The organism is Haloplanus sp. CK5-1, from assembly GCF_037201915.1.
Classification (GTDB): Archaea; Halobacteriota; Halobacteria; order Halobacteriales; family Haloferacaceae; genus Haloplanus; species Haloplanus salilacus.
The window spans coordinates 880596-900618 of the sequence record NZ_CP147505.1; the positions used below are offsets into that span (position 1 = coordinate 880596).

23 protein-coding genes and 1 tRNA gene are annotated in these 20023 nt (G+C 68.4%); 15 read left to right on the top strand and 9 right to left on the bottom strand.

Translation table 11 applies throughout. The features are described 5' to 3' along the window. The first annotated feature begins 6 nt into the window (after positions 1 to 6). On the top strand, positions 7 to 558 hold the full coding sequence (locus NBT81_RS04655; RefSeq protein WP_338741384.1) for a YqaA family protein: 552 nt from the start codon (positions 7 to 9) through the stop codon (positions 556 to 558). Here NBT81_RS04655 and NBT81_RS04660 read toward each other — a convergent pair. Beyond that, a complete protein-coding gene (locus NBT81_RS04660; RefSeq protein WP_338741385.1) occupies positions 555 to 1523 on the bottom strand; it encodes a glutathione S-transferase family protein in 969 nt (322 codons plus the stop codon). The two genes, NBT81_RS04655 and NBT81_RS04660, sit on opposite strands and share 4 nt — an antisense overlap. 112 nt (positions 1524 to 1635) lie before the next feature. On the opposite strand from NBT81_RS04660, the gene NBT81_RS04665 reads away from it, so the two are divergent. The 3 genes from NBT81_RS04665 to NBT81_RS04675 are packed head-to-tail and all read left to right on the top strand — an operon-like array spanning position 1636 to position 3569. Beyond that, entirely contained in the window at positions 1636 to 2562 is a 927-nt protein-coding gene (locus NBT81_RS04665; RefSeq protein WP_338741386.1) for a sulfide-dependent adenosine diphosphate thiazole synthase, read from the top strand. Positions 2563 to 2571: 9 nt separating this feature from the next. Further along, positions 2572 to 3330: a DUF7001 family protein gene (locus NBT81_RS04670; protein WP_338741387.1), complete on the top strand. Its 759-nt coding sequence runs from the start codon at positions 2572 to 2574 to the stop codon at positions 3328 to 3330. Positions 3331 to 3389: 59 nt separating this feature from the next. Further along, positions 3390 to 3569 carry a hypothetical protein gene (locus NBT81_RS04675; RefSeq protein WP_338741388.1) on the top strand — a complete coding sequence of 60 codons (180 nt, stop codon included), beginning with the start codon at positions 3390 to 3392 and terminating at the stop codon, positions 3567 to 3569. A 74-nt stretch (positions 3570 to 3643) separates the two neighbouring features. On the opposite strand, the gene NBT81_RS04680 is transcribed toward NBT81_RS04675, so the two are convergent. From NBT81_RS04680 to dcd, 3 genes are read right to left on the bottom strand one after another with little or no spacing between them, the layout of a single operon-like run. Further along, positions 3644 to 4333 carry a class I SAM-dependent methyltransferase gene (locus tag NBT81_RS04680; RefSeq protein ID WP_338741389.1) on the bottom strand — a complete coding sequence of 230 codons (690 nt, stop codon included), beginning with the start codon at positions 4331 to 4333 and terminating at the stop codon, positions 3644 to 3646. Beyond that, positions 4330 to 5259, bottom strand: coding sequence for a thiamine-phosphate synthase family protein (locus tag NBT81_RS04685; protein WP_338741390.1), 930 nt, complete (start codon positions 5257 to 5259; stop codon positions 4330 to 4332). The genes NBT81_RS04680 and NBT81_RS04685 overlap by 4 nt, the downstream gene beginning before the upstream one ends. Further along, positions 5256 to 5837 (bottom strand): dCTP deaminase, encoded by a 582-nt coding sequence (gene dcd, locus NBT81_RS04690; protein WP_338741391.1) that lies wholly within the window; start codon positions 5835 to 5837, stop codon positions 5256 to 5258. The genes NBT81_RS04685 and dcd overlap by 4 nt, the downstream gene beginning before the upstream one ends. A gap of 136 nt (positions 5838 to 5973) precedes the next feature. Here dcd and citZ point away from each other — a divergent pair, with 136 nt between their 5' ends. The 6 genes from citZ to NBT81_RS04720 all read left to right on the top strand — a co-directional run bounded on the left by citZ (position 5974) and on the right by NBT81_RS04720 (position 9760). Further along, positions 5974 to 7110, top strand: coding sequence for a citrate synthase (gene citZ, locus NBT81_RS04695; RefSeq protein ID WP_338741393.1), 1137 nt, complete (start codon positions 5974 to 5976; stop codon positions 7108 to 7110). A gap of 4 nt (positions 7111 to 7114) precedes the next feature. Then, positions 7115 to 7543, top strand: a complete 429-nt coding sequence (locus tag NBT81_RS04700; RefSeq protein WP_338741395.1) for a gamma-glutamylcyclotransferase family protein — start codon at positions 7115 to 7117, stop codon at positions 7541 to 7543. 201 nt (positions 7544 to 7744) lie between these two features. After that, positions 7745 to 8974, top strand: a complete 1230-nt coding sequence (ilvA, locus tag NBT81_RS04705; protein WP_338741397.1) for a threonine ammonia-lyase — start codon at positions 7745 to 7747, stop codon at positions 8972 to 8974. A 69-nt stretch (positions 8975 to 9043) separates the two neighbouring features. Beyond that, complete coding sequence (locus NBT81_RS04710) at positions 9044 to 9424, top strand: Rid family detoxifying hydrolase (RefSeq protein WP_338741399.1); 381 nt, start codon at positions 9044 to 9046, stop codon at positions 9422 to 9424. Positions 9425 to 9443: 19 nt separating this feature from the next. Next, positions 9444 to 9650, top strand: coding sequence for a hypothetical protein (locus NBT81_RS04715; RefSeq protein ID WP_338741401.1), 207 nt, complete (start codon positions 9444 to 9446; stop codon positions 9648 to 9650). Between the two features lie 29 nt (positions 9651 to 9679). Further along, positions 9680 to 9760 (top strand) — tRNA-Ser (locus tag NBT81_RS04720). Between the two features lie 20 nt (positions 9761 to 9780). Here the strand turns inward: NBT81_RS04720 and NBT81_RS04725 are convergent. Further along, positions 9781 to 9972, bottom strand: coding sequence for a hypothetical protein (locus NBT81_RS04725; protein ID WP_338741402.1), 192 nt, complete (start codon positions 9970 to 9972; stop codon positions 9781 to 9783). A 166-nt stretch (positions 9973 to 10138) separates the two neighbouring features. On the opposite strand from NBT81_RS04725, the gene NBT81_RS04730 reads away from it, so the two are divergent. From NBT81_RS04730 to NBT81_RS04750, 5 genes are all read left to right on the top strand, one after another. Further along, the gene (locus NBT81_RS04730) at positions 10139 to 10273 is read left to right on the top strand and encodes a hypothetical protein (RefSeq protein WP_338741404.1); all 135 of its coding nucleotides are present in this window, start codon (positions 10139 to 10141) and stop codon (positions 10271 to 10273) included. Between the two features lie 43 nt (positions 10274 to 10316). After that, on the top strand, positions 10317 to 10712 hold the full coding sequence (locus NBT81_RS04735) for a DUF7383 domain-containing protein (protein WP_338741406.1): 396 nt from the start codon (positions 10317 to 10319) through the stop codon (positions 10710 to 10712). A gap of 224 nt (positions 10713 to 10936) precedes the next feature. Further along, positions 10937 to 12583: a thermosome subunit beta gene (thsB, locus tag NBT81_RS04740; protein WP_425498769.1), complete on the top strand. Its 1647-nt coding sequence runs from the start codon at positions 10937 to 10939 to the stop codon at positions 12581 to 12583. A 91-nt stretch (positions 12584 to 12674) separates the two neighbouring features. After that, positions 12675 to 13640: a hypothetical protein gene (locus NBT81_RS04745; protein WP_338741408.1), complete on the top strand. Its 966-nt coding sequence runs from the start codon at positions 12675 to 12677 to the stop codon at positions 13638 to 13640. A 25-nt stretch (positions 13641 to 13665) separates the two neighbouring features. After that, on the top strand, positions 13666 to 14652 hold the full coding sequence (locus NBT81_RS04750) for an ornithine cyclodeaminase family protein (protein WP_338741409.1): 987 nt from the start codon (positions 13666 to 13668) through the stop codon (positions 14650 to 14652). On the opposite strand, the gene NBT81_RS04755 is transcribed toward NBT81_RS04750, so the two are convergent. Genes NBT81_RS04755 through NBT81_RS04770 form a run of 4 tightly spaced genes read right to left on the bottom strand, consistent with a single transcriptional unit; the run spans position 14649 to position 19700 of the window. Beyond that, a complete protein-coding gene (locus NBT81_RS04755) occupies positions 14649 to 15812 on the bottom strand; it encodes an alpha/beta hydrolase family protein (protein ID WP_338741410.1) in 1164 nt (387 codons plus the stop codon). The two genes, NBT81_RS04750 and NBT81_RS04755, sit on opposite strands and share 4 nt — an antisense overlap. Beyond that, positions 15809 to 17026: a M24 family metallopeptidase gene (locus NBT81_RS04760; RefSeq protein WP_338741411.1), complete on the bottom strand. Its 1218-nt coding sequence runs from the start codon at positions 17024 to 17026 to the stop codon at positions 15809 to 15811. Before NBT81_RS04760 ends, NBT81_RS04755 begins: the two co-directional genes overlap by 4 nt. 1 nt (position 17027) lies before the next feature. Further along, positions 17028 to 18605, bottom strand: a complete 1578-nt coding sequence (locus NBT81_RS04765; RefSeq protein WP_338741413.1) for an ABC transporter permease — start codon at positions 18603 to 18605, stop codon at positions 17028 to 17030. Then, positions 18606 to 19700: an ABC transporter substrate-binding protein gene (locus tag NBT81_RS04770; protein ID WP_338741414.1), complete on the bottom strand. Its 1095-nt coding sequence runs from the start codon at positions 19698 to 19700 to the stop codon at positions 18606 to 18608. Between the last annotated feature and the right edge of the window lie 323 nt (positions 19701 to 20023).

The window sequence follows — 20023 nt, forward strand, 5'->3', positions numbered from 1 at the left end:
GAGGATGTGGACGCGTTCGTCATCCCGTTGGCGACGGATCTCCTCGGCTTCGAGTGGCTCACGCGCCTCGTCCGCACGGCGACCGGGTGGGTCGGGCTGGCGATCATCTTCGTCTACTCCTTCCTCATCGCCTTCGCGCTGCCCGGCGTCAGCGAAGTCGTGCTGTTGGCTCCGCTGAACCTCGGGCTATCGACCGAGGCGCGCCTGGCGATCATCATCCTCGTCTCGGCGGTCGGCAAGGCCGCCGGGAGCGTCTTCGCCTTCCACATCGGGCAGGAAGCCAAGGAGTCCGGTCCGGTGATCCGGTGGCTCCGGCGCTCCCGCTTCGACGTGATCGAATGGTCGGAGCGACGCACCGTCGACGTCGCGCGGCGCTGGGGCTACGCCGGCCTCGCCGTCGCGCTGTCGGTCCCCTTCTTCCCGGACACGCTCTCGATATACGCCTTCGCCGTCCTCGAGGAGGATTACGTCAGGTTCGCCGCCGCCACCTTCGTCGGGAGCGTCGGCCGACTGCTCGTCACGCTCGCGCTAGGTGCGGGCGTGGTCGCGGTCCTTTAGCGACGTGCCTCGGGCGGCTCGCCCGGTAACCGATCCCGGTCGTGTCCCTCGGTGAAGTCGATGTCCGGGCCGGTCGGCACCAGTCGCTTGGGATTCACGTCGCCGTGGCTCACGTAGTAGTGGCGGGTGATGTGATCCATGTTGACGGTGCGCTCGATACCCGGCGTGGTGTAGAGGTCCTTCGTGTACCCCCAGAGGTTCTCGTACTCGTGGATCGCCCGCCGGTTGCACTTGAAGTGGGTGTGGTAGACGTGATCGAACCGCACGAGCGTCGCGAACATGGCGAGGTCGGCCTCGGTGAGGCGGTCGCCCGCGAGGTAGCGTTGCTCCGAGAGCACGTCGTCGTAGTGATCGAGGGCGTCGAACAGTTCGCCGACGGCGCGGTCGTAGGCAGCCTGCGAGTCCGCGAAGCCGGCGCGATAGACGCCGTTGTTGATGGGGTCGTAGATGTCGTCGAGGAGTTGGTCGACCTCGTCGCGGTACCCCTCGGGGTAGAGGTCGACGTCCCGGGTCGCCAGGTCGTCGCCGGCCACGTCGAGCATCCGCATGATCTCCCGGGACTCGTTGTTGACGATGGTTTCCTCCTCCCGGTCCCAGAGGACGGGTACGGTCACCCGGCCAGTGTAGTCCGGATCCGCCCGGACGTAGACGTCCCGAAGGTACTCCTCGCCGTACAGCGGATCGGGGTTGGCTTCGGAGAACTCCCAGCCCTGGTCGTAGCGTTCGGGTTGGACCAGCGAGAGCGAGATCGCGTCGTCGAGTCCCTTGAGTGCGCGCGTCATCGCGACCCGGTGGGCCCACGGACACGCCCGACAGATGTACACGTGGTACCGTCCCGCCTCGGCGGGGAAGGCCTCGCCCGGGCCGATCCGGTCGCGGAACTCCGTCTCCTGGCGTTGGAACTCACCGTCGTCGTCCGTCGCGTAGTCGGTCCCGACCCACTCGCCGTCAACGAGGCCGCTCATCGGTCGATCTCCTCGTAACTCATGTCTCTTCGTTGTCGCCTCGCGACGAAAAGGGGTTCGGTGCCGACCCTTCGGAACGTATATCAACCACCCGATAGTAGTAGCGAGTGGTATGTCTTCGTTCAGCGAATTCAGTCAGGTCGGCGAGGCGGACGTGACCCGTGCGATCGGTCAGGAGTGGACCGAGGAGTTCATGGACTTCTCGGACTCGGACGTGCTCATCGTCGGCGGTGGCCCGTCGGGGCTGATGGCGGCGAAGGAACTCTCCGAGCGCGGCGTGAAGACGATGGTCGTCGAGAAGAACAACTATCTCGGAGGGGGCTTTTGGCTCGGCGGGTTCCTGATGAACAAGGTGACGGTACGGGACCCCGCACAGGACGTGTTGGAGAACCTCGAGGTGGACTACAAGCCCGCCAACGACACCGAGGGGCTGTACGTCGCCAACGGGCCGGAGGCGTGTTCCGGTCTGATCAAGGCGGCGTGTGACGCCGGCGCGAAGATCCAGAACATGACGGAGTTCACCGACATCGTGATCCGCGAGGACCACCGCGTCGGCGGCATCGTGATGAACTGGACGCCGGTCCACGCCCTGCCCCGGGAGATCACCTGCGTCGACCCCATCGCCGTCGAGGCGGACCTCGTCATCGACGCGACGGGCCACGACGCCGTCGCGGTCACCAAACTCGACGAGCGGGGCGTCCTCGACGCGCCGGGCATCCAGCACGCCAAGGAACACAACACGGGGATGGACCAGACCGACGACGACTCCTACGGCGCGCCGGGGCACGACTCGCCGGGTCACGACTCCATGTGGGTCGGCGAGAGCGAGGACGCAGTCGTCGAACACACGGGGTTGGTCCACGACGGCCTGATCGCGACGGGGATGGCCGTCGCCACCACCTACGGCCTGCCGCGCATGGGCCCCACCTTCGGCGCGATGCTCGTCTCGGGCAAGCGCGCCGCCCAGGTCGCCATCGACGAACTCGGCGTCGACGCCGCCGACGTGGAACTCACGTCGCGGGCTCCCGCGGACGACTGAGTCCGAGGAATGGTCGAGACGGTCACCCTCTATCGCGCTCCGACGACGGCCGCGGACGCCGACGCCATCGCGGACTGGCTCCGCGACCGGATCGACGCCGAGGTGCGGGTGCGCGACCGACTGCTGGGGACCGTCGGGGACGACGACCTCGCCGAGGCGATGGCCGCGGCCCGCGTCACCGATCCCTACGAGCGGTCGACCGGGAACACGATGGTCGGTATCGTCCGCTACGAGGAGCGGGCGCTGGAGTCGCCCGAGCGGGCGGGTGGCGTCGTCTACGACGGGCACGCCGTCCAGCGGGCGCTGAACGCCCGCCTCCCGGACGAGCAGGGACTCGATCACCTGCATCTCCCCCTGCTGGATCGCGTCCTCGGTACGTGGGGCGACCACGACAGGCGGTGGCACAAGCGGGTGGCCGTCCTCGGCCAACCGGCCGCGCTCTCGGTGCCGGGGCTGTACGAGGCCCCGGCCAAGCCGGAGGCGTACTACGAAGCCAAGAGCAAGCACGCCCTGCTGACTGGCGACGCACCGCCCCGCGAGGTGCTCGAGGCGGAGATCGACGGCGACTTCCTCGTCGCCGACGACCCACGGACGACCGACGCGCTGAAGGGGTACGCCCTCGCCGCGGTGGAGTTCCTGGAGAGTGGACGCGCGTTCTGTGACGACGAGCGGTGTCGGCTGTACGACGCCCACCGACAGCCGGGTGTCGTGCGGGCACAGTTGCACGCCCCCGCGTTCTGTGACACCCACGCCGCGCGGTACGAGTAGCGTCCACCTCCGCACCCGACGGCAGTATCGTTATGTCCCTCCCTTCGGTACGGTCGGATATGGGTTCGTGCCCACACTGCGAGTTCACCGGCGAGGCGACGCTCGAAGAACTGGGGAGTCACGACGGCGAACACGAACAGTTCTATCGCGGCCAACTCGTCTGCCCGAACTGTGACGCCATCTTGGGTGGGGTTCAGTCGTACGGGATGAAGGCGGACACCGACGACCAACTCTTCTGAGCCGTCTCAGCGGCGTCGGACCCCTCCCCCACCACGTGTCGTCCGGCCGACGGCGGTCGTCCGCCGGTCGAACGTCACCGACGGTCGGGACGCCCCGCACTCAGGTAGGCGAATCCACCGGCCCGCGTCTCGTGGGTCGTCGCCGCACACGCCGCGAGCACCGTCCGGTGTGCCGCGGCGACCCGCCGGTCGAGGACGCGGGTCGGCGACTCGCCGTGGTGTGTCGCCGTCCCGGGTGGGGCCGACCCGCGGACGGCGAGGCGAAAGAGTGGGTCGAGCGGCCGGCCGGGGAGTCGGTAGCTCCGAGCGAGGTCCAGTAGGGCAATCCGGTCGGGTTCGAGGCTGTCGAGCCAGGTCCGAACCGTCGCCGCGGGGTCGGGGAGCATCCCGACGAGGAAGGCGGCGACGACGGCGTCGGCGTCGTCGAGGGGGAGCCGAGTGGCGTCACCCCGACAGACGGTCACGTTCGCCCAGCCCGCCCGGTCGATACGGTCGCGGGCACGAGCGACCGCGCCGGGGGCGAAGTCGACGCCGACGACGCGTCCCTCGGTGCCAACCCGGTCGCGGAGGTAGGGGAGCGTCGCGCCCGTGCCACAGCCGACGTCGACGACGACGTCGCCGGTGTCGGGACAGAGCGCGGTGGCGAGACGGCGCCGGAGGCGACGGACGCCGGGTGCGTGGCGCGCGAGACGGTCGTAGCCGGGGGCCCACCGCGAGTAGAAGGCTTGGGCGGCCGCCGCGCGACCGGGTGCGGGCGCGGTCATCGACACAGGTCGCGGACGATCCGTGCGACCGCCGGGGCGTCGTCGGCGAGGACGTACGTGATGGGCTCGATGCCGAAGCCGCCGGTCTGGTAGAGGACGAGCGGCGACGACGGCGTCGCATCGCCGACGGCGTCGACGATGGCTGGGCGGACGGGGTCGTGGTCGTCGTTCCCCGTCTCCCGTTCCGCGTCGAACTCGACGGTCCGGTAGCCCGCCGCGCGCAACTCGTCGAGGAGGGCGGGGTCGTGTCGCACGTTGACGGCTCCCCGGACCGGCGCGCCGGCGGCACGGGCCGACAGCAACACCGAGGCGACGTGTTCGCTGACGCCGAACTCCGGGTCCGAGGGGACCGTGGTCGTCCCGCGCACGTCGAAGATGCGGCCGGGGACGCCAGCCACGTCCTCGACGTCGGCCGCGTCGGGGAGACACTCGACGAGGTTGGAGCCGACGTTGGGAACGAGGTCGGCGAAGCCCGCGGTGTTCCGGAGGATGCGCAATCCCCGGCGCACCGAGGAGCGGACCTGTTCGGTCGTCCGCACGTCGCTCTCGGGATCGTGGACGTCGAAGGAGTCGTCGACCGCCCGGAGTTCGGGCATGACCTCGCGGTGGCGCTCCGCGAGGAGGTCGCCGGCTTCGAGACGGCGGATGAGTACCTCCGTCTCGATCAGCGCCTGCACCCGGCTCATGTCGCCGGTGGCGAGGCCCTCGCCGATCCGTTCGACGAGCGCGCCGACGCGGTCGTCCTCCCGGATCGCGTCGCTGGTCGTCACCTCGCCGTGGGCGTACTTCGAGACGGCCGACTGGGAGATGCCGAGTGCGTCCGCGACCTCGCGCTGGGTGAACCCACGCTCCCTGAGGTCCGCGGCGAGCATCGACCGTACCGTCGGGAGGAACTCCTCGACGACGATCTCCTCGACGAACTTCATGTGTCGAACTCGGGGTCGTCCCCGATGCGGGAGGCCTGTGGCCCGTCTTGGTCTTGGTACTTCGAGCCGCGATCCGACCCGTACGGCCGGTCGGCGGGCGAGGAGAGTTCGGTGAATACGAGTTGTGACACCCGCATCCCGGGGGTGAGTGCGACGGGAGCGGTACCGAGGTTCGACAGTTCGAGCGTCACCTGTCCGCGGTAGCCCGGGTCGACGAAGCCGGCGGTCGCGTGGACGACGACGGCGAGACGGCCCAGCGAGGATCGCCCCTCGACGTTGGCGACGAGGTCCCGGGGAATCTCGACGCGTTCCTTGGTCGTCCCGAGGACGAAGTCGCCGGGGTGGAGGATGAACTCCTCGCCGTCCTCGACGACCGTCTCGGAGATGTACTCGCTGACCTCGCCCTCCCGTGTGGGGTGGATACAGGAGATGTTCGTGCGCTGGAACTCCAGAAACGCCGAGCCGAGGCGGAGGTCCACGCTCGCCGGCTGTACCTGTTGATCGACGTCGTCGAGCGGGTCGATCACCAGACTCCCCTCGTGGAGGCGGCCGAGGATGTCGGTGTCCGACAGGATCATACATAGGGCGTGGTGTGGAGGGGTAAAATCCCCCCGATCGGGGGTCTCCGGGGGCGTGCTCTCGTTCCCCTCGTCCACACTGGCGGGGTACGGCGAACGGCAACGCTTTTTTGAGACGGTCCGAAACTGGTGTGGTATGTCTGATGAGGTCCAGCGGGGACTGGAGGGTGTGGTCGCCTCCGAGTCTCGACTGAGCTACATCGACGGCGACGCCGGCGAACTGGGCTACCGCGGGTACGCCATCGAGGACTTCGCTCACGAGGCGAGTTACGAGGAGGTGTTGTCGTTGCTCTGGAACGGGGAGTGGCCGACGCGCGCCGAACACGACGACTTCGCCACCCGACTGGCCGCACAGCGCGGTCTCGACCCCGCCGTCTACGACCTCATCGAGGAACTCGCGGCCCGCGACGAGGATCCGATGGCGATGTTGCGGACGGTGGTGTCCACGCTCTCGGCGTACGATCCGGACGCCGACGCCGACACGACCGACCGCGAGGCGAACCTCTCGAAAGGGTGTCGCATCACGGCGAAACTGCCGACCGCGCTGGCGGCGTTCGAGCGCCTGCGCAACGACCGGGACCCGATCGACCCCCGTGAAGACCTCGATCACGCCGCGAACTTCCTCTACATGTTGAACGGGGAGGAACCGGACGACATCGCGGCCGAGACGTTCGACACCGCGCTGGTGTTACACGCCGACCACGGGCTGAACGCCTCGACGTTCTCCGCGCTCGTCACCACCTCTACGCTGTCGGACCTCCACAGCGGCGTCACGAGCGCCATCGGCACGCTCGCGGGCGCGCTCCACGGCGGGGCGAACCAGAACGTCATGCGGATGCTCGAGGAGATCGACGAGAGCGACGCCGACCCCCGGGAGTGGATCGAATCCGCCGTCGACGACGGGCGGCGGGTCCCCGGCTTCGGCCACCGCGTCTACAACGTCCGTGATCCCCGGGCGAACATCCTCGCGGAGTACTCCGAGCGACTGGGCGACATCTCGGGCGACCCCAAGTGGTACGAGTACTCCGTCACCATCGAGGAGTTCATGACCGAAGAGAAGGGACTCGCGCCCAACGTCGACTTCTACTCGGCGTCGATGTACTACCAGATGGGCATCCCGCTGGACACCTACACGCCCATCTTCGCGCTGTCACGGGTCGGTGGCTGGATCGCACACGTCCTCGAACAGTACGAGGACAACCGCCTCATCCGGCCCCGCGCCCGCTACGTGGGGGAGCGCGGCCGCGAGTTCGTCCCCCTCGACGAGCGGTAGCGGGATGGACGTCTTCGTCTACGGCACGCTCACCGACCCCGACCGCGTGGCGACGGTCGTCGACTCCTTCGTGTTCGTTGGCTCGGCCGTTCTCGAGGGCTGTCACCCGGTCGTCGGGCGGTATCCAACGCTCGTTCCGGGCGGCGAGACGGCCGGTCGTCTCCTCCGAACGGCCGATATCGACGCCCTCGACGCCTACGAGGGCGTCGAGACGGGCCCCTACGTCCGGATGTCAGTCCCCCGAACCGACGGCGGGACCGTGGCGGTCTACGTCGGCGATCCGGACGTCTTGGTGGACGGTGACCGACCGGCCGACGGGTTGGCGTCCGACGACGAGGGTCCGGCCGAGTGGCCCGGTGACGGCCCCTTCGAGGAACGCGTCCGTCGGTATTTCGACGCCGACGCCGTCGTCGTCCGGCCACAACGTTCTTGACACCGACCGTCGGAGTCGACCGCCGACGGCCTCGTCGTCGTCCACTTTCACTTTCACTGCGCCTTCATGACGTTTTTATACTCCGGCGGTCATTGACTATACGCACGTCACACGCGTGCATTCCCCCTTTCACACCGTCGAGCGATAGCCATATCCCGCGGTACACAAACCGTTAACAGCTACCGTCGGGAATGGTGCGGTATGCTCTCGTTCGAGGACGTTGTCGCCGCCCGGGACCGGGTCATGGGCGTCGCGCGCCACACACCCCTGGAGTACTCGTACGCCTTCTCGGAGATGACGGACGCGGAGGTACACCTCAAACTGGAGAACTTCCAGCGCACGGGGGCGTTCAAGATACGCGGCGCGATGAACCGGATCGAGACGCTGTCCGAGGAGGCCAAAGAGGCGGGCGTGGTGACGGCGAGCGCCGGCAACCACGCCCAGGGTGTCGCCCTGGCCGCGACGCGTGCAGGTGTCGACTCGACGATCGTCATGCCGGACCACGCGCCCGTCTCGAAGGTGAAAGCGACCGAGCGCTACGGCGGCGAGGTCGTCCTCCACGGCGCGGACTACAGCGAAGCCCAGTCGGAGGCCCACCGGATCGAACGCGACGAGGATCGAACCTACGTCCACGCCTTCGACGACGAGATGGTGATGGCCGGGCAGGGGACCATCGGCCTCGAAATCGTCGAGGACTGCCCCGATCTGGACACCGTGATCGTCCCCATCGGCGGCGGCGGCCTGATCTCGGGCATCGCCACGGCGGTGAAGGCCCACGACGCCGACACGCGTGTGATCGGCGTCCAAGCCGAGGGTGCCTCCAGTGCCGCCGAGTCGCTCCGCCGAGGCGCGATCTACGAACGCGACAGCGTCGACACCATCGCCGACGGGATCGCCACCCGCCGCGTCGGTGACCTGACCTTCGAGGTGCTCAAAGAGCGCGTCGACGAGGTGGTGACCGTCGACGACGAGTCCATCGCCATCGCCCTGACCTACCTGCTCGAACGCGAGAAGGCACTCGCGGAGGGCGCGGGGGCCATCTCGCTTGCGGCCCTGCTCTCCGGGGCCGTCGAGTACGACGAGGGCGAGGTCATCGTCCCGGCGCTGTGTGGCGGGAACATCGACCTCAACGTGCTCACGACGGTCGTGATGCGGGGGCTCGTCGCGACGGGCCGCTACCTCCGCTTCCGGACCATCCTGAAAGACCAGCCCGGCGCGCTGGTCGAACTCGGGACGACCCTCGCCGAGCACCGAGCCAACATCACCGCCTTCCACCACGACCGCACCTCGCGGGACGTGGCGATGAACGACGCCCGCGTCGAACTCGAAGTGGAGACGCGCGGCCCGGACCACGTCGACGACCTGCTCTCGTCGCTTCGCGAGGCGGGCTACGAGGTCGAGATCGTCAACGGCTACCAGATGTCGGTCTGACTCGGCCGGCGTCGGCAGGTACGGCCGTCGCCGCCTACTTTTAACTCTCCCGCGCGTGACCGGACGAGCGTGAAACGAACCATCAGCACCGACGACGCCCCCGCGGCGGTGGGCGCGTACAGTCAGGCGACGACGAACGGCGACCTGCTCTTCACCGCGGGCCAACTCCCGCTGACGACCGACGGCGACCTCCTCGACGAGGAGTCCGTCGCCACTCAGACCGAGCAATCTTTGGACAACGTAATGGCCATCCTCGCCGAGGAGGGGGCCGACGCGAGCGACCTGCTGAAAGTCACCATCTTCCTCGACGACATCGACGACTTCGACGAGATGAACGAGACGTACGGGACCTACTTCGACGAGGAACCCCCGGCTCGGAGCGCCGTCGAAGTCGGCAACGTGCCGAAGGGTGCGGCCCTCGAAATCGAGGCCATCGCCGACGTGGCGTGATCGCTCGGGCGACCGGCGTATGAACGCCCGACAGAAGTCGAGCGCTCTGTGGGGAGTGGTCGGGGCGCTCTCCTTTCTCGTCCTCGTCCAGGGCTACCGACTGCTACTCGGTCCCCTCGGCGTCGGCACGGCCGTCGTCGCCGTGGTCACACTCGCCGTCGCCGGCGCGACGACCGGTCTCAGTTACGTCCTGGAGCCTCGGATGCGGGAAAACGGAAGGAGTTAAAGGGCCGAGCGAGTAGTCGGTAACTGCGGGCCGGGATGGCCGAGTGGTAAGGCGCACGCCTGGAAAGCGTGTTCCCTCTGGGATCCAGGGTTCAAATCCCTGTCCCGGCGTCTCCCGTTTTCGACGACAGCTACGACATCGCGTCTCGGGGCATGATCAGATCACCGCCACACTCGGGACAGCGCACGAGTGATCCGGTCACGCCCGTCGTGGTCCGGTACTCGGCGTGGTCACAGTCGGTACAGACCCACTCCGCGACGTGTTTCTCGACCGGCGACGGCTCCTCGGGGACGGGACTGCCGTGGCCGTCTTTGAGGGACATGGTAACGCTTGACACTCTTCCCACTTAAGTCACACGACGGAATCATACCCAGATCACTGGACGATCGGGCACCGCTTTCGGATTTCGGTGCCCGGGTCGACAGCCTCGCACGGCGTCGGAATCGGAGAAAGGTTGATGTACCGTGGGGTCGTCTCCACGGGTGACAATGCCTGACACGAAAAGTGGTCGCGAGCGAAAGGGCCGGAAGAAGCGCGAACAACTGCGCCAGCGCCTGTACGAGCGGGAGCTCGAAACGCTCGACGACGAGGGCGAGTTACCGGAGTTCGGCGAGGACGAGTAGGCCGTCGGCGTGCTTATATCGGTCCCGTTCGAATCGGCCACCCGTGCCACCTCGTGCGAACTACGCGACGATCCACGTCGGCGCACAGCTCGGCCCCGAGACCCGGACGCTCGACCTCGACTGGGCCGACGACGTCGGTGACGAGACCGACGCCCACGAGTTCGACGTGCCGACGGCCGACGCCGCCGACACGTACGTCGGAATCCAGGCGTTCGACGTCGGCGCGTACGGTCACGAAATCCTGATCAACGGCCAGCGATCGGGCGGCTTCGACATCCCACCCAGCGACGGCTGGCAGTACTGGGTCGACACGTTCGGCGACGCCGCCTCCCTCGTCGCCGGGGTGAACGACCTCCGGATCGCCCGCGACACCGACACCGACGACGCCTTCGCCGTCGGCACCGTCACCGTCCACTGGAGAGAGCCGAGCGACGCGTAACGTTCGCCACCCGCCCCGTCGCCGCGATATTTAAACCCGGACGATCGGTCGCCGATCACGACCGAATCGGTTCGTGATAACAGTTGCCAAGACTCTCGGGGGAGCGGCCAGGTCACGCGATTTCGTCACGGTCGTCGGTCGTCACGACGGATCGTACTGTTGCGGGTAACGCGTGGTTTTATATAGAAGGACAAACAATCTTGGAGTGAACTATGAGTGAGCGAATGCAACAGGGTCAGCCGATGATCATCATGGGCGAGGACGCCCAGCGTGTCAAGGATCAGGACGCTCAAGAGTACAACATCTCGGCTGCTCGGGCGGTCGCGGAGTCGGTACGGTCGACGCTCGGTCCAAAGGGGATGGACAAGATGCTCGTCGACTCGATGGGCAGCGTCACCATCACCAACGACGGCGTCACCATCCTCCAGGAGATGGACATCGACAACCCGACCGCGGAGATGATCGTCGAAGTCGCCGAGACACAGGAGGACGAGGCCGGCGACGGCACCACCACCGCAGTCGCCATCGCGGGCGAACTCCTGAAGAACGCCGAGGACCTCCTCGAACAGGACATCCACCCGACGGCGATCATCAAGGGATTCAGCATGGCCTCCGAGAAGGCCCGCGAGGAGGTCGACTCCGTCGCCGAGGACGTCGACCCCACCGACGAGGACCTCCTGCGGAAGGTCGCCGAAACCTCGATGACCGGCAAGAGCTCCGAACTCGACAAGGATCTGCTCGCCCGTATCGTCGTCGAGGCCGTCCGAGCCGTCACCGTCGAGGCCGACGACGGGAGCCACGTCGTCGACCTCGAGTTCGTCGAGATCGAGACCCAGACCGGCCGCTCGGCTTCGGAGTCCGAACTCCTCAACGGCGCGGTCATCGACAAGGACCCCGTCAACGACGACATGCCCGTCGACTTCGAGTCGGCGGACGTGCTCCTGTTGAACGAGCCCATCGAGGTCGAGGAGACCGATGCCGACACGTCGGTCAGCATCGACGACCCCGACCAACTCCAGCAGTTCCTCGACAGCGAGGAGCGCCAACTCCGCGAGAAGGTCGACCAGATCGTCGCCACCGGTGCGGACGTGGTGTTCTGCCAGAAGGGCATCGACGACCTCGCCCAGTACCTGCTCGCCCAGGAGGACATCCTCGCGGTGCGGCGCACCAAGAAGTCCGACATGGGCTTCCTGCAGGAGATCCTCGGGGCGGGGATCGTCACCGACCTCGACGCGGCCACCGACGCCGACCTCGGCACCGGCTCCATCGAGCGTGACGCCGAGGCCGGCCTGTTCTACGTCGAGGGATCGGACGCCCACGGCGTGACGCTCCTCCTCCGTGGCTCGACCGAACACGTCGTCGACGAACTCGAACGCGGCATCCAGGACGCCCTCGACGTGGTCTCCGCGACTGCGGCCGACGGGCGCGTCCTCCCCGGCGGCGGTGCCGTCGAGGTGGAGATCGCGAGCCGCCTGCGCGACTACGCCGACAGCGTCAGCGGCCGCGAGCAACTCGCGGTCGAGGCCTACGCCGACGCCGTCGAAGTCGTCCCGCGCGTCCTGGCGAGCAACGCCGGTCTCGACAGTATCGACACGCTGGTCGACCTGCGCGCGGCCCACGAGGGCGGAGACGCCCGTGCCGGCCTCAACGTGTTCTCCGGCGACGTCGTCGACACCTACGACGCCGGCGTCGTCGAACCCGCTCACTCCAAGGAACAGGCGTTCTCCTCCGCCACCGAGGCGGCGAACCTCGTGCTGAAAATCGACGACATCATCTCCGCGGGCGACCTCTCGACGTCCGGCGACGACGACGAGGGCGGTGCCGGTGCCGGCGGCATGGGCGGCATGGGTGGCATGGGCGGCGCGATGTGACGTAGGCACACGCCAACTCTCCCGACCGACACACGCTTCTTCCCCCGTTTCGACACAAAGCCCTTCACCTGCTCCGCCGGTAGCCCGAGGTATGCCTTCCGGTAGACGCGCGTTCCTGACGAGCATCGGCGCCGCGGCGGCCGGGCTGGCCGGGTGTCTCGACGGCGGGTCGTCCGGATCACCGACGCGAACGCCGACCGTCACCCCGACGGACACGCCCGTTGACGACGCCGTCACGCTCGGTGACCCCGTATCTCTCGACGGCGTGACCGTCACCGTCTCCGACCTCGTGGCCGCCCACTCGGTCCGCTATCTGAGCGCGCCCGACGCCGTGGACGTCCTCCCGACGACCGACGACCAGTTCGTCTTCGTCGACGTATCCGTCGACTCGGGGGCGTCGTCGCCGCCACGCCGGTTCGGGCTCGTCGTCGACGACACCAGCTACGACCCGGGCATCGAGTACCTCGGGCCCGCCCGCGTCGACGCGCCCGTCACCGGACGCCGGTACAGCGAGTCGAACCTCCAGGGCTTCCTCGGCTTCCGCGTGCCCGCGCCGCTGGACGCCGAGTCGGTCGCGGTGATTCTGACCAGCCACGGTCCGGAGCGGACTGACATGCGACCCGAACCCGACGACATCGTCGCCAGGTGGATCGTCCCCTCGTCGTCGGCCGCCCCCCTGCGTTCGCCCCCGCCCGTCTTCTCGGCAACCGTCGACGTGCCCGACGCCGTCCCGGCGGCCGAACCGATCCCAGTCACGCTCGACGTGACGAACACGGGCGACGGCCCCGGCGTCTTCCGCGCGGCGATCAACCATCAGGGCCCGCGCTACGGGGTCACAGGGATCGACCGCTCGCTCGCGGCCGGGGAGTCGACCACCCACGAGACGACGGTCGACTACTACCTCGACGCCGACGCGGCGCCCGGTCACGTCCAGTTCGCCGTGGTTGGCCCCGACATCTCGGAGTTCTTCGAGGCGGCCCTCGAAGGCGGTGGGGCGCCCGCGGGAACCGACACGACGACCGGTGTCGCCCGCCGACGGTCCACGCGAAACTGGTAACTTTCCGGCCGCACTACCCCCGTGCATGACGGTTCTGCTTCTCGACACCGACACGGTGGACGCACACTCACCGATGGCGGCCGTCGTCGACGCCGTCGAGTCCGCGTTCGCTGCCCACGCCCGCGGCGATACGGTGATGCCGTCGAAGTCGTACGTCGACCTCCCCCAGTACGACGGCGACTTCCGGTCGATGCCGGCGTACCTCCGTGCCGAGGACTGGGACGCCGCGGGGCTGAAGTGGGTGAACTCCCACACCGAGAACCGACGCCGCCACGACCTCCCGACGGTCATGGCGACGATGCTCTACTCCGACCCCGAGACGGGGGTTCCGCTCTCGATCATGGACGGCACCACCCTGACGACGAAACGCACGGGGGCGGCCGCCGCCGTCGCGACCGACCACCTCGCAGTGGCGGACGCGTCGACGCTGGGGCTGGTCGGTGCCGGCGCGCAGTCTCACGCCCAACTCACCGCTATCGCGACGGTCCGTCCCGTCGAGACGATCGTCGTCGCCGACGCCGACGCGTCCCGCGCCGAGGCGTTCGTCGAGGCGGTCGGCGACCGGTTCGACGCCCGCGTCGGATCGATCCCGGAGGCCGCCGCCTGTGACGTCGTCTCGACCGTCACGCCGGTTCGGGAGCCCATCGTCGACGCCGACGCGGTCGGCGATCACACCCATATCAACGCCGTCGGTGCCGACGCCCCGGGCAAACACGAACTCGCCGACGACCTGCTGGCGGCCGCGAAACTCGTCGTCGACGACCGCGAGCAGTGTACCCACTCCGGAGAGATCAACGTCCCCTACGCTGGGGGGCGCCTGACCGACGCCGACATCCACGCCGACCTCGGCGAGGTGGTGATCGGGGCGGAGTCGGGCCGGACCGACGCCGACGGCGTCACCGTCTTCGACAGCACCGGCCTCGCGGTGCAGGACGTGGCGACCGCTCGCGTCGTCTACGAGCGGGCGACCGAGGCGGACGCGGGGACCGCCTTCGACCTGTTGGGACGCTAGACGAGGTGGTCCAGCATCCAGTCGGCCGCGTACGGCCGGTACTGGCTCACCCGGTTCTTGCAGACGTGGTCGCCGTCCGGATAGTACAGTAACTCGCCGTTCGGCGCGCGCTTCGCGACCCGTTTCGTCTGCTCGGGCGGGATGACCGTGTCGTTGCCGCCGGCGATGGCGAGCGTCGGCGCGGTCAACGCCTCGATGTCGCCACGGAGCGTCATCCGTTCGGTCACCTCGTCGGCCTCGACGAACGAGTCAACCTGACACGCGTGGAGGAAGCCGTCACGCATCGAGACCGACTGATACAGCGACGCCGGGCCGACGCTGAAGGGGCCGGCCAACCCGACGCAGGCGTCGAACCGGTCGTCGTTCGCGGCGACGTGTGGCGCGTAGAAGCCGCCGATCGAGACGCCGTAGATCCCCAGCCGCGAGGCGTCGATGCCGTCGATTCCCGTCACGTGGTCGACCGCCGCCGAGATGGCTTCGTGGTAGTCCGGCGTCATCGGTCGCGTGTACCACACCTCGCCTTGGCCCGGCCCGTCGAGGGAGAGCGTCGCCACGCCGCGGGCGTGGAAGTCGGACGCTCGCGTGTGCTGTTCCTCCTTCGTCGAGTCGAGACCCGAGAGGAGGATCACGAGCGGTGACTCGTCGAGGCCATCGGGTGTGGTCGGGGGGATCCGCAGGTAGCCGGGGATGTCCGCGCCGCCGGGGTACGGTGCCTCCACGCGCTCGGCCGCCGGGTCGAGATACGGGGCGGCCCGCTCCCACAGTTCGACGGCGCGTCGGTGGGCCGTCTCGCGGCGGTCCTCGTCGACGAACCACGCGAAGGAGCCGAAGTGGCAGTACATCGACGCCCGGAGGAAGTGCTCGCCGGCACTGGTCTCGTTGCCGGCTGCCTCGGCCTCCCGGCCGCGCTCTGCGTGGTCCTCGCCGACGGCAGCGAAGGCCTCACACCACTCGTCCCAGGTCTCGATCTCCGAGCGGAGGGTCCGGAGGTCGTAGCGGTCGAGTCCCTTCGCGAGAAAGCGGGTCCACCAGCGGTCGAAGCGATCCTCGACGAAGTCGCGGCCGCGCTGTTCGCTCTCCGTACCGTCCGAGGAGCGTGGCTCCTCGCTCTGTTCCGAGGAGTGTGGCTCCTCGCTGTCGTGGTGAGTGTCGTCGTTCATGGTTCGATGAACTGCATGGGGTAGTCGTGTAACTGTTCGGTCCCGTCGTCGGTCACGACGACGGTCGTGCCGAGTTGTACTCCGTGTCCCTCGTCGGGAGTCACGACGTTCGGCTGGACGACGAGCACCTCGCCGGCCTCGAACGTCCAGCCCTCCGTCGCCGGGTCGTCGATCCCCGGCCAGTACGTCGCGTCGGGTGTGCCGACGTGGGGCGGGCCGTAGCCGCCGCCGTAACCGTGGACCATCACGTCGTAGCCGTCGAACTCGGACTCCTGGATGGGCGCGAGCGCGTCGGCGACGTCGTCGGTCGTCGCGCCGGGTTCGATCGCGTCCCGGATCGCATCGTACGTCTCCGCCGCCACCGCGTACAGGTCGCGGTACGTGTCGGTGGGCGGGCTTCCGACTGCGTACGGGCGGTGGATCTGGCTCGCGTAGCCGCCGACGGCGGCACTCACCTCGGTCGTGATCACGTCGCCTCGGCTCACCGTCCGCGACGCCGGCTTCCGCTTCCACGGGAGTGGCTCGCCCGACTGCGCTCCCTCCATCGGGGCCGTCGAGAGGAACGTCGTGGTGACGTGTCCCTCGGAGTCGGCCACCCCCGCCCCGAGTGCGTCGCGCAACTCGCGCTCGGACAGTCCCGGTTCGGCCGCCCGTTCGAGCGCGGCCATCGCGTCGTCGAGTGCGTCGGCCGCTTTCCGGATCCGGTCGAGTTCGGCCTCTCCCTTCGTGGCGAGCAGTCGGGCGTACGGCACCGTCGCGTCGACGAGGTCGGCGTCCAGTCGCGTCTCGAGGGTCCGGTAGTGACCGTGTGGGAGCGAGAGGTCGTACCGGGCGTCGTAGCCGGCGATCCCGACCCGGGAGACGCCCGCGGCCCGCAGTCGGTCCGCCACCCGCTCCCCCGGCTCCGGGAGCAACACCCGGCGGTCGTCGACGACCGCCCGCTCGGCGGCGTCCTGCAGGTGGTTGTTCAGGCCGACGAACAGCGTCGCCGGCTCGTCCGGGTCGGTGAAGGCGACGAGGTACGTCGCGAACGACGGCGCGTAGTTCGACAGGTACGCCACGTTGTGGGCGGCGAATCCGCCGTCCGAGTAGACGAGCAGCGCGTCGAGGTCGCGCTCCTCGAGCAGGTCGCGGAGCCGCTCCCAGCGTCGCTCGTACTCGGCGTCGTCGAAGCGTCGGTACGACCGTCGGTTGGAGCGTGCGTTCCTGTTCATGTTACCACGTCAACCGGCGCTGGAGCGCCGAGACGGCCGCGAACGTTCCCGCACCGAGCGCGAACAGCCAGACGATGGCGGCGAAGGCGAGGTCGGGCTGGAAGGTCCGGGTCTGCTGGAGGACGAGGACGCCCAGCCCGGCGTTGGAGACGAACCACTCCGCGACGACGACACCGGAGATACCGGTGATGATCGAGAGCTTGAGCCCGCTGAACAGCGCCGGCGTCGCGTATCGGAGCCGGACCAGAAAGATGCGCCAGGCCGGGGCGTTCACCAACGCGAAGAGGTCGGCGTGGGCGGGTGGTAGCCGGGCGAGTCCGGTCGCGGCCCCCATCGCGACCGGGAAGAACGTCGCGGCGGCGACCAGGACGACGGCCGCCTCGACCGAGACGCCGAGCCAGACCAGCAGGACGGGTGCGAAGGCGATGACCGGCATCACCCGGAACCCGACCAGGTACGTGTACACGACCGCTCGGGCTCGAGGGACGAGTGCGGCGACGGCCCCGAGCGCGAACCCGACGCCCGCGCCCACGGTCCACCCGTTGGCGAACGTGACCACCGACTCGACAGTGGCCGAGACGAAGAGGTGACTCGACGAGACGAGGATCGCTCCGACTGCAGCCGGCGTGGGGAGAAACAGCCGCGCGTGGGGAATGATCCCGGCGGTGACGTGCCAGACGACGATCAGTCCCGGGAGGGTGCCGAGCAACAGGGCCCGCGAGGACAGGTCCCACGACGTGCCGACCCCGCCGCCCCCCCAGAGGCTGTCGCTCACCACGTCGTCGGCGTCGTCCCACTGGAGGCGGCGGTCTGCGAGGAGCACCGCACCGAAGACGACCGCCCCGAGCGCGACGAGGACGACCATGTATCCGAACAGGAGCGGGGTTCGGAGGTTCGAGGCGGCCTGCAGCATCCGGAAACCGATCCCGCGGGAGGCCGCGAGGAACTCCGCGATGATAACGCCCTCGACGGCGAGTGGTGTGGCGATCTTCAGGCCGGCGAAGACACCCGGCAGCGCGTTCGGCAGGTTGACGAAGAGCAGTCGCTTCCAGGCCGGCGTTCCGACCGAGCGCAACAGCGCGACCTGGTTGTCGGGCACCGACAGCAGGCCGTCGAGCGTGGCGATGGTCACTGGAAAGAACACGAGGATCGCCGCGATCAGGACGCGCGTCACCAGCGTCGGCCCGGTGAGGAGGATGAGGATGGGGACGAGCACCACGAGCGGCAGGATCCGGATCGCGATGAGGTACGGGTAAGCCACCAGCCGGAGTCGCGGGGAGACCGCCATCCCGAACGCGAAGAGGCCGCCGGCGGCGACGCCGGTGGTCCACCCCAGCACCACCTCCCCGGCCGTGTAGAGGACGTGCTCCCACATCGATCCCGCGTTGGCGTGGATGGCGGCCGCGACGTCTAGCGGCGTCGGCAGGATGACCGTCGGTAGTCCGGAGACGACGGCCAGGACGTGCCACCCGAGCAGCGACACCGCCACCGAGAGGAGCACCTGTCCGGCGCGGTTCGCGTACGCCCGCGGCACGGGGAGACGTCCAGCGATCTCGCGCTGCCGGTGGCCGACACCCATCTACACGTCGACGTCGTAGTCGGTCGACACCTGGCTGGCGTAGTCCCGGACGACCGACTCCTCCGGGAGCAGTTCGTTCGTCCAGGCGCGGTCGGTCGACAGCCCGGTCGGCAACACTTCGGCGTCGACGAGCGTGTGGTACACCGTCTCCCAGTCGTCTCCCGACTGCCAACCCCAGCCGTTCTCCTCGACGCCCTGTGTGATGATGAGGTTCTTGGCGGTGTATTTGATCTTCGCGATCCCGAGTTCGCGGGACTCCTCGAGTTCCGGCTTGACGTCGATCATCACGTCCTCGGCCCCCTCCGGGTTGTTCGAGGCCCACGCCCACCCGCGGGCGGTGGCCCGGAGGAACGACCGGATCGTCTCGGGGTTGTCCTGTGCGTACGACGGGCGCGTGAACGCCCGCCGACCTACCGTCGGTGTGTGGTCACCGATGAGCATCAGCGACGCCTCGTACCCCCGCATTTCGAGAGCGAGCGCGTTCGAGAAGATGCCGGTCCCGACGTCGACGTTGCCGGCCAGCAGGTTCGACGTCTGCTGTTCGGTGCCGACGCTCACCAGTTCGACCGAGTCGAGGATCCCCTCCTGGCTGAGCATCGACCGGATGTACGTCTTCGTCTTCGAGGAGTCCGAGACGACGGCGATGCGCGTCCCCTCGAGGTCGCTTGGCTCCTCGAACGAGCCGTCGAACTGCTCGGCGACGGTGAACAGCGCCGCGTTCGACGTCTGTTGGGGGCCCGCGACCGATCGCACCGACAGGTCGTTTGCCCGGGCCTGGAGGACGGCGACCCCACCTCCCAACCCGATGTCTTGGTTGCCGAGTCCGACCTGCTTGGCCGCGAACCCGCCACCCTGCCCGGAGACGAGTTCCACGTCGAGGCCCTCCTCCTCGTAGAAACCCCGCTCTCTGGCGACGAAGTAGCCGGCCTGCGTGGGGTTGGGTTTCCAGTTCAGGATCACCGAAACGGACTGTGTGGACGACTCGTCCGCGCTCTCGGCCTCGCTCCCGGTCCCCACACATCCGGCGGTCGCGCCGAGCGAGACGCCCATCGCCGCCAGCGCTCGGCGTCGCGTCAGTGGCTCCGAGTCGAGCATACTATCACGTACGTACCGTACAATCAAAATAAGTATTCCGAAGAAAGCTTTATAAGTGAACGGGTCTCCCGGACGGAGTCCGCTCGAAACCGCCCGTTCGAGGTGACTCGTCGGTCGGAGCGACACTCTACCGGTCGGATGGCGTCCTCGTCGTACACCGCGACGTCGAACTCTGGGGGTCGGCCTCGTAGACGACCGCCCCGTCTCGGTCCGGCGCCCTTCGGGGGCCTGCGGGGAGTGGTTCGTCCGCCGACGACCCCCGACGTATCCGGCTGGGTTACAGCCACTGATACTGCCACAACGAGTCGTATCCGGCTGGGTTA

Bases quoted from the DNA above. Each gene is read 5' to 3' on its own strand.
- NBT81_RS04660 (WP_338741385.1), bottom strand. From the start codon at position 1,523: ATGAGCGGCCTCGTTGACGGCGAGTGGGTCGGGACCGACTACGCGACG.
- NBT81_RS04665 (WP_338741386.1), top strand. From the start codon at position 1,636: ATGTCTTCGTTCAGCGAATTCAGTCAGGTCGGCGAGGCGGACGTGACC.
- NBT81_RS04670 (WP_338741387.1), top strand. From the start codon at position 2,572: ATGGTCGAGACGGTCACCCTCTATCGCGCTCCGACGACGGCCGCGGAC.
- NBT81_RS04675 (WP_338741388.1), top strand. From the start codon at position 3,390: ATGGGTTCGTGCCCACACTGCGAGTTCACCGGCGAGGCGACGCTCGAA.
- NBT81_RS04680 (WP_338741389.1), bottom strand. From the start codon at position 4,333: ATGACCGCGCCCGCACCCGGTCGCGCGGCGGCCGCCCAAGCCTTCTAC.
- NBT81_RS04685 (WP_338741390.1), bottom strand. From the start codon at position 5,259: ATGAAGTTCGTCGAGGAGATCGTCGTCGAGGAGTTCCTCCCGACGGTA.
- dcd (WP_338741391.1), bottom strand. From the start codon at position 5,837: ATGATCCTGTCGGACACCGACATCCTCGGCCGCCTCCACGAGGGGAGT.
- citZ (WP_338741393.1), top strand. From the start codon at position 5,974: ATGTCTGATGAGGTCCAGCGGGGACTGGAGGGTGTGGTCGCCTCCGAG.
- NBT81_RS04700 (WP_338741395.1), top strand. From the start codon at position 7,115: ATGGACGTCTTCGTCTACGGCACGCTCACCGACCCCGACCGCGTGGCG.
- ilvA (WP_338741397.1), top strand. From the start codon at position 7,745: ATGCTCTCGTTCGAGGACGTTGTCGCCGCCCGGGACCGGGTCATGGGC.
- NBT81_RS04715 (WP_338741401.1), top strand. From the start codon at position 9,444: ATGAACGCCCGACAGAAGTCGAGCGCTCTGTGGGGAGTGGTCGGGGCG.
- NBT81_RS04725 (WP_338741402.1), bottom strand. From the start codon at position 9,972: ATGTCCCTCAAAGACGGCCACGGCAGTCCCGTCCCCGAGGAGCCGTCG.
- NBT81_RS04730 (WP_338741404.1), top strand. From the start codon at position 10,139: ATGCCTGACACGAAAAGTGGTCGCGAGCGAAAGGGCCGGAAGAAGCGC.
- thsB (WP_425498769.1), top strand. From the start codon at position 10,937: ATGCAACAGGGTCAGCCGATGATCATCATGGGCGAGGACGCCCAGCGT.
- NBT81_RS04745 (WP_338741408.1), top strand. From the start codon at position 12,675: ATGCCTTCCGGTAGACGCGCGTTCCTGACGAGCATCGGCGCCGCGGCG.
- NBT81_RS04750 (WP_338741409.1), top strand. From the start codon at position 13,666: ATGACGGTTCTGCTTCTCGACACCGACACGGTGGACGCACACTCACCG.
- NBT81_RS04755 (WP_338741410.1), bottom strand. From the start codon at position 15,812: ATGAACGACGACACTCACCACGACAGCGAGGAGCCACACTCCTCGGAA.
- NBT81_RS04760 (WP_338741411.1), bottom strand. From the start codon at position 17,026: ATGAACAGGAACGCACGCTCCAACCGACGGTCGTACCGACGCTTCGAC.
- NBT81_RS04765 (WP_338741413.1), bottom strand. From the start codon at position 18,605: ATGGGTGTCGGCCACCGGCAGCGCGAGATCGCTGGACGTCTCCCCGTG.
- NBT81_RS04770 (WP_338741414.1), bottom strand. From the start codon at position 19,700: ATGCTCGACTCGGAGCCACTGACGCGACGCCGAGCGCTGGCGGCGATG.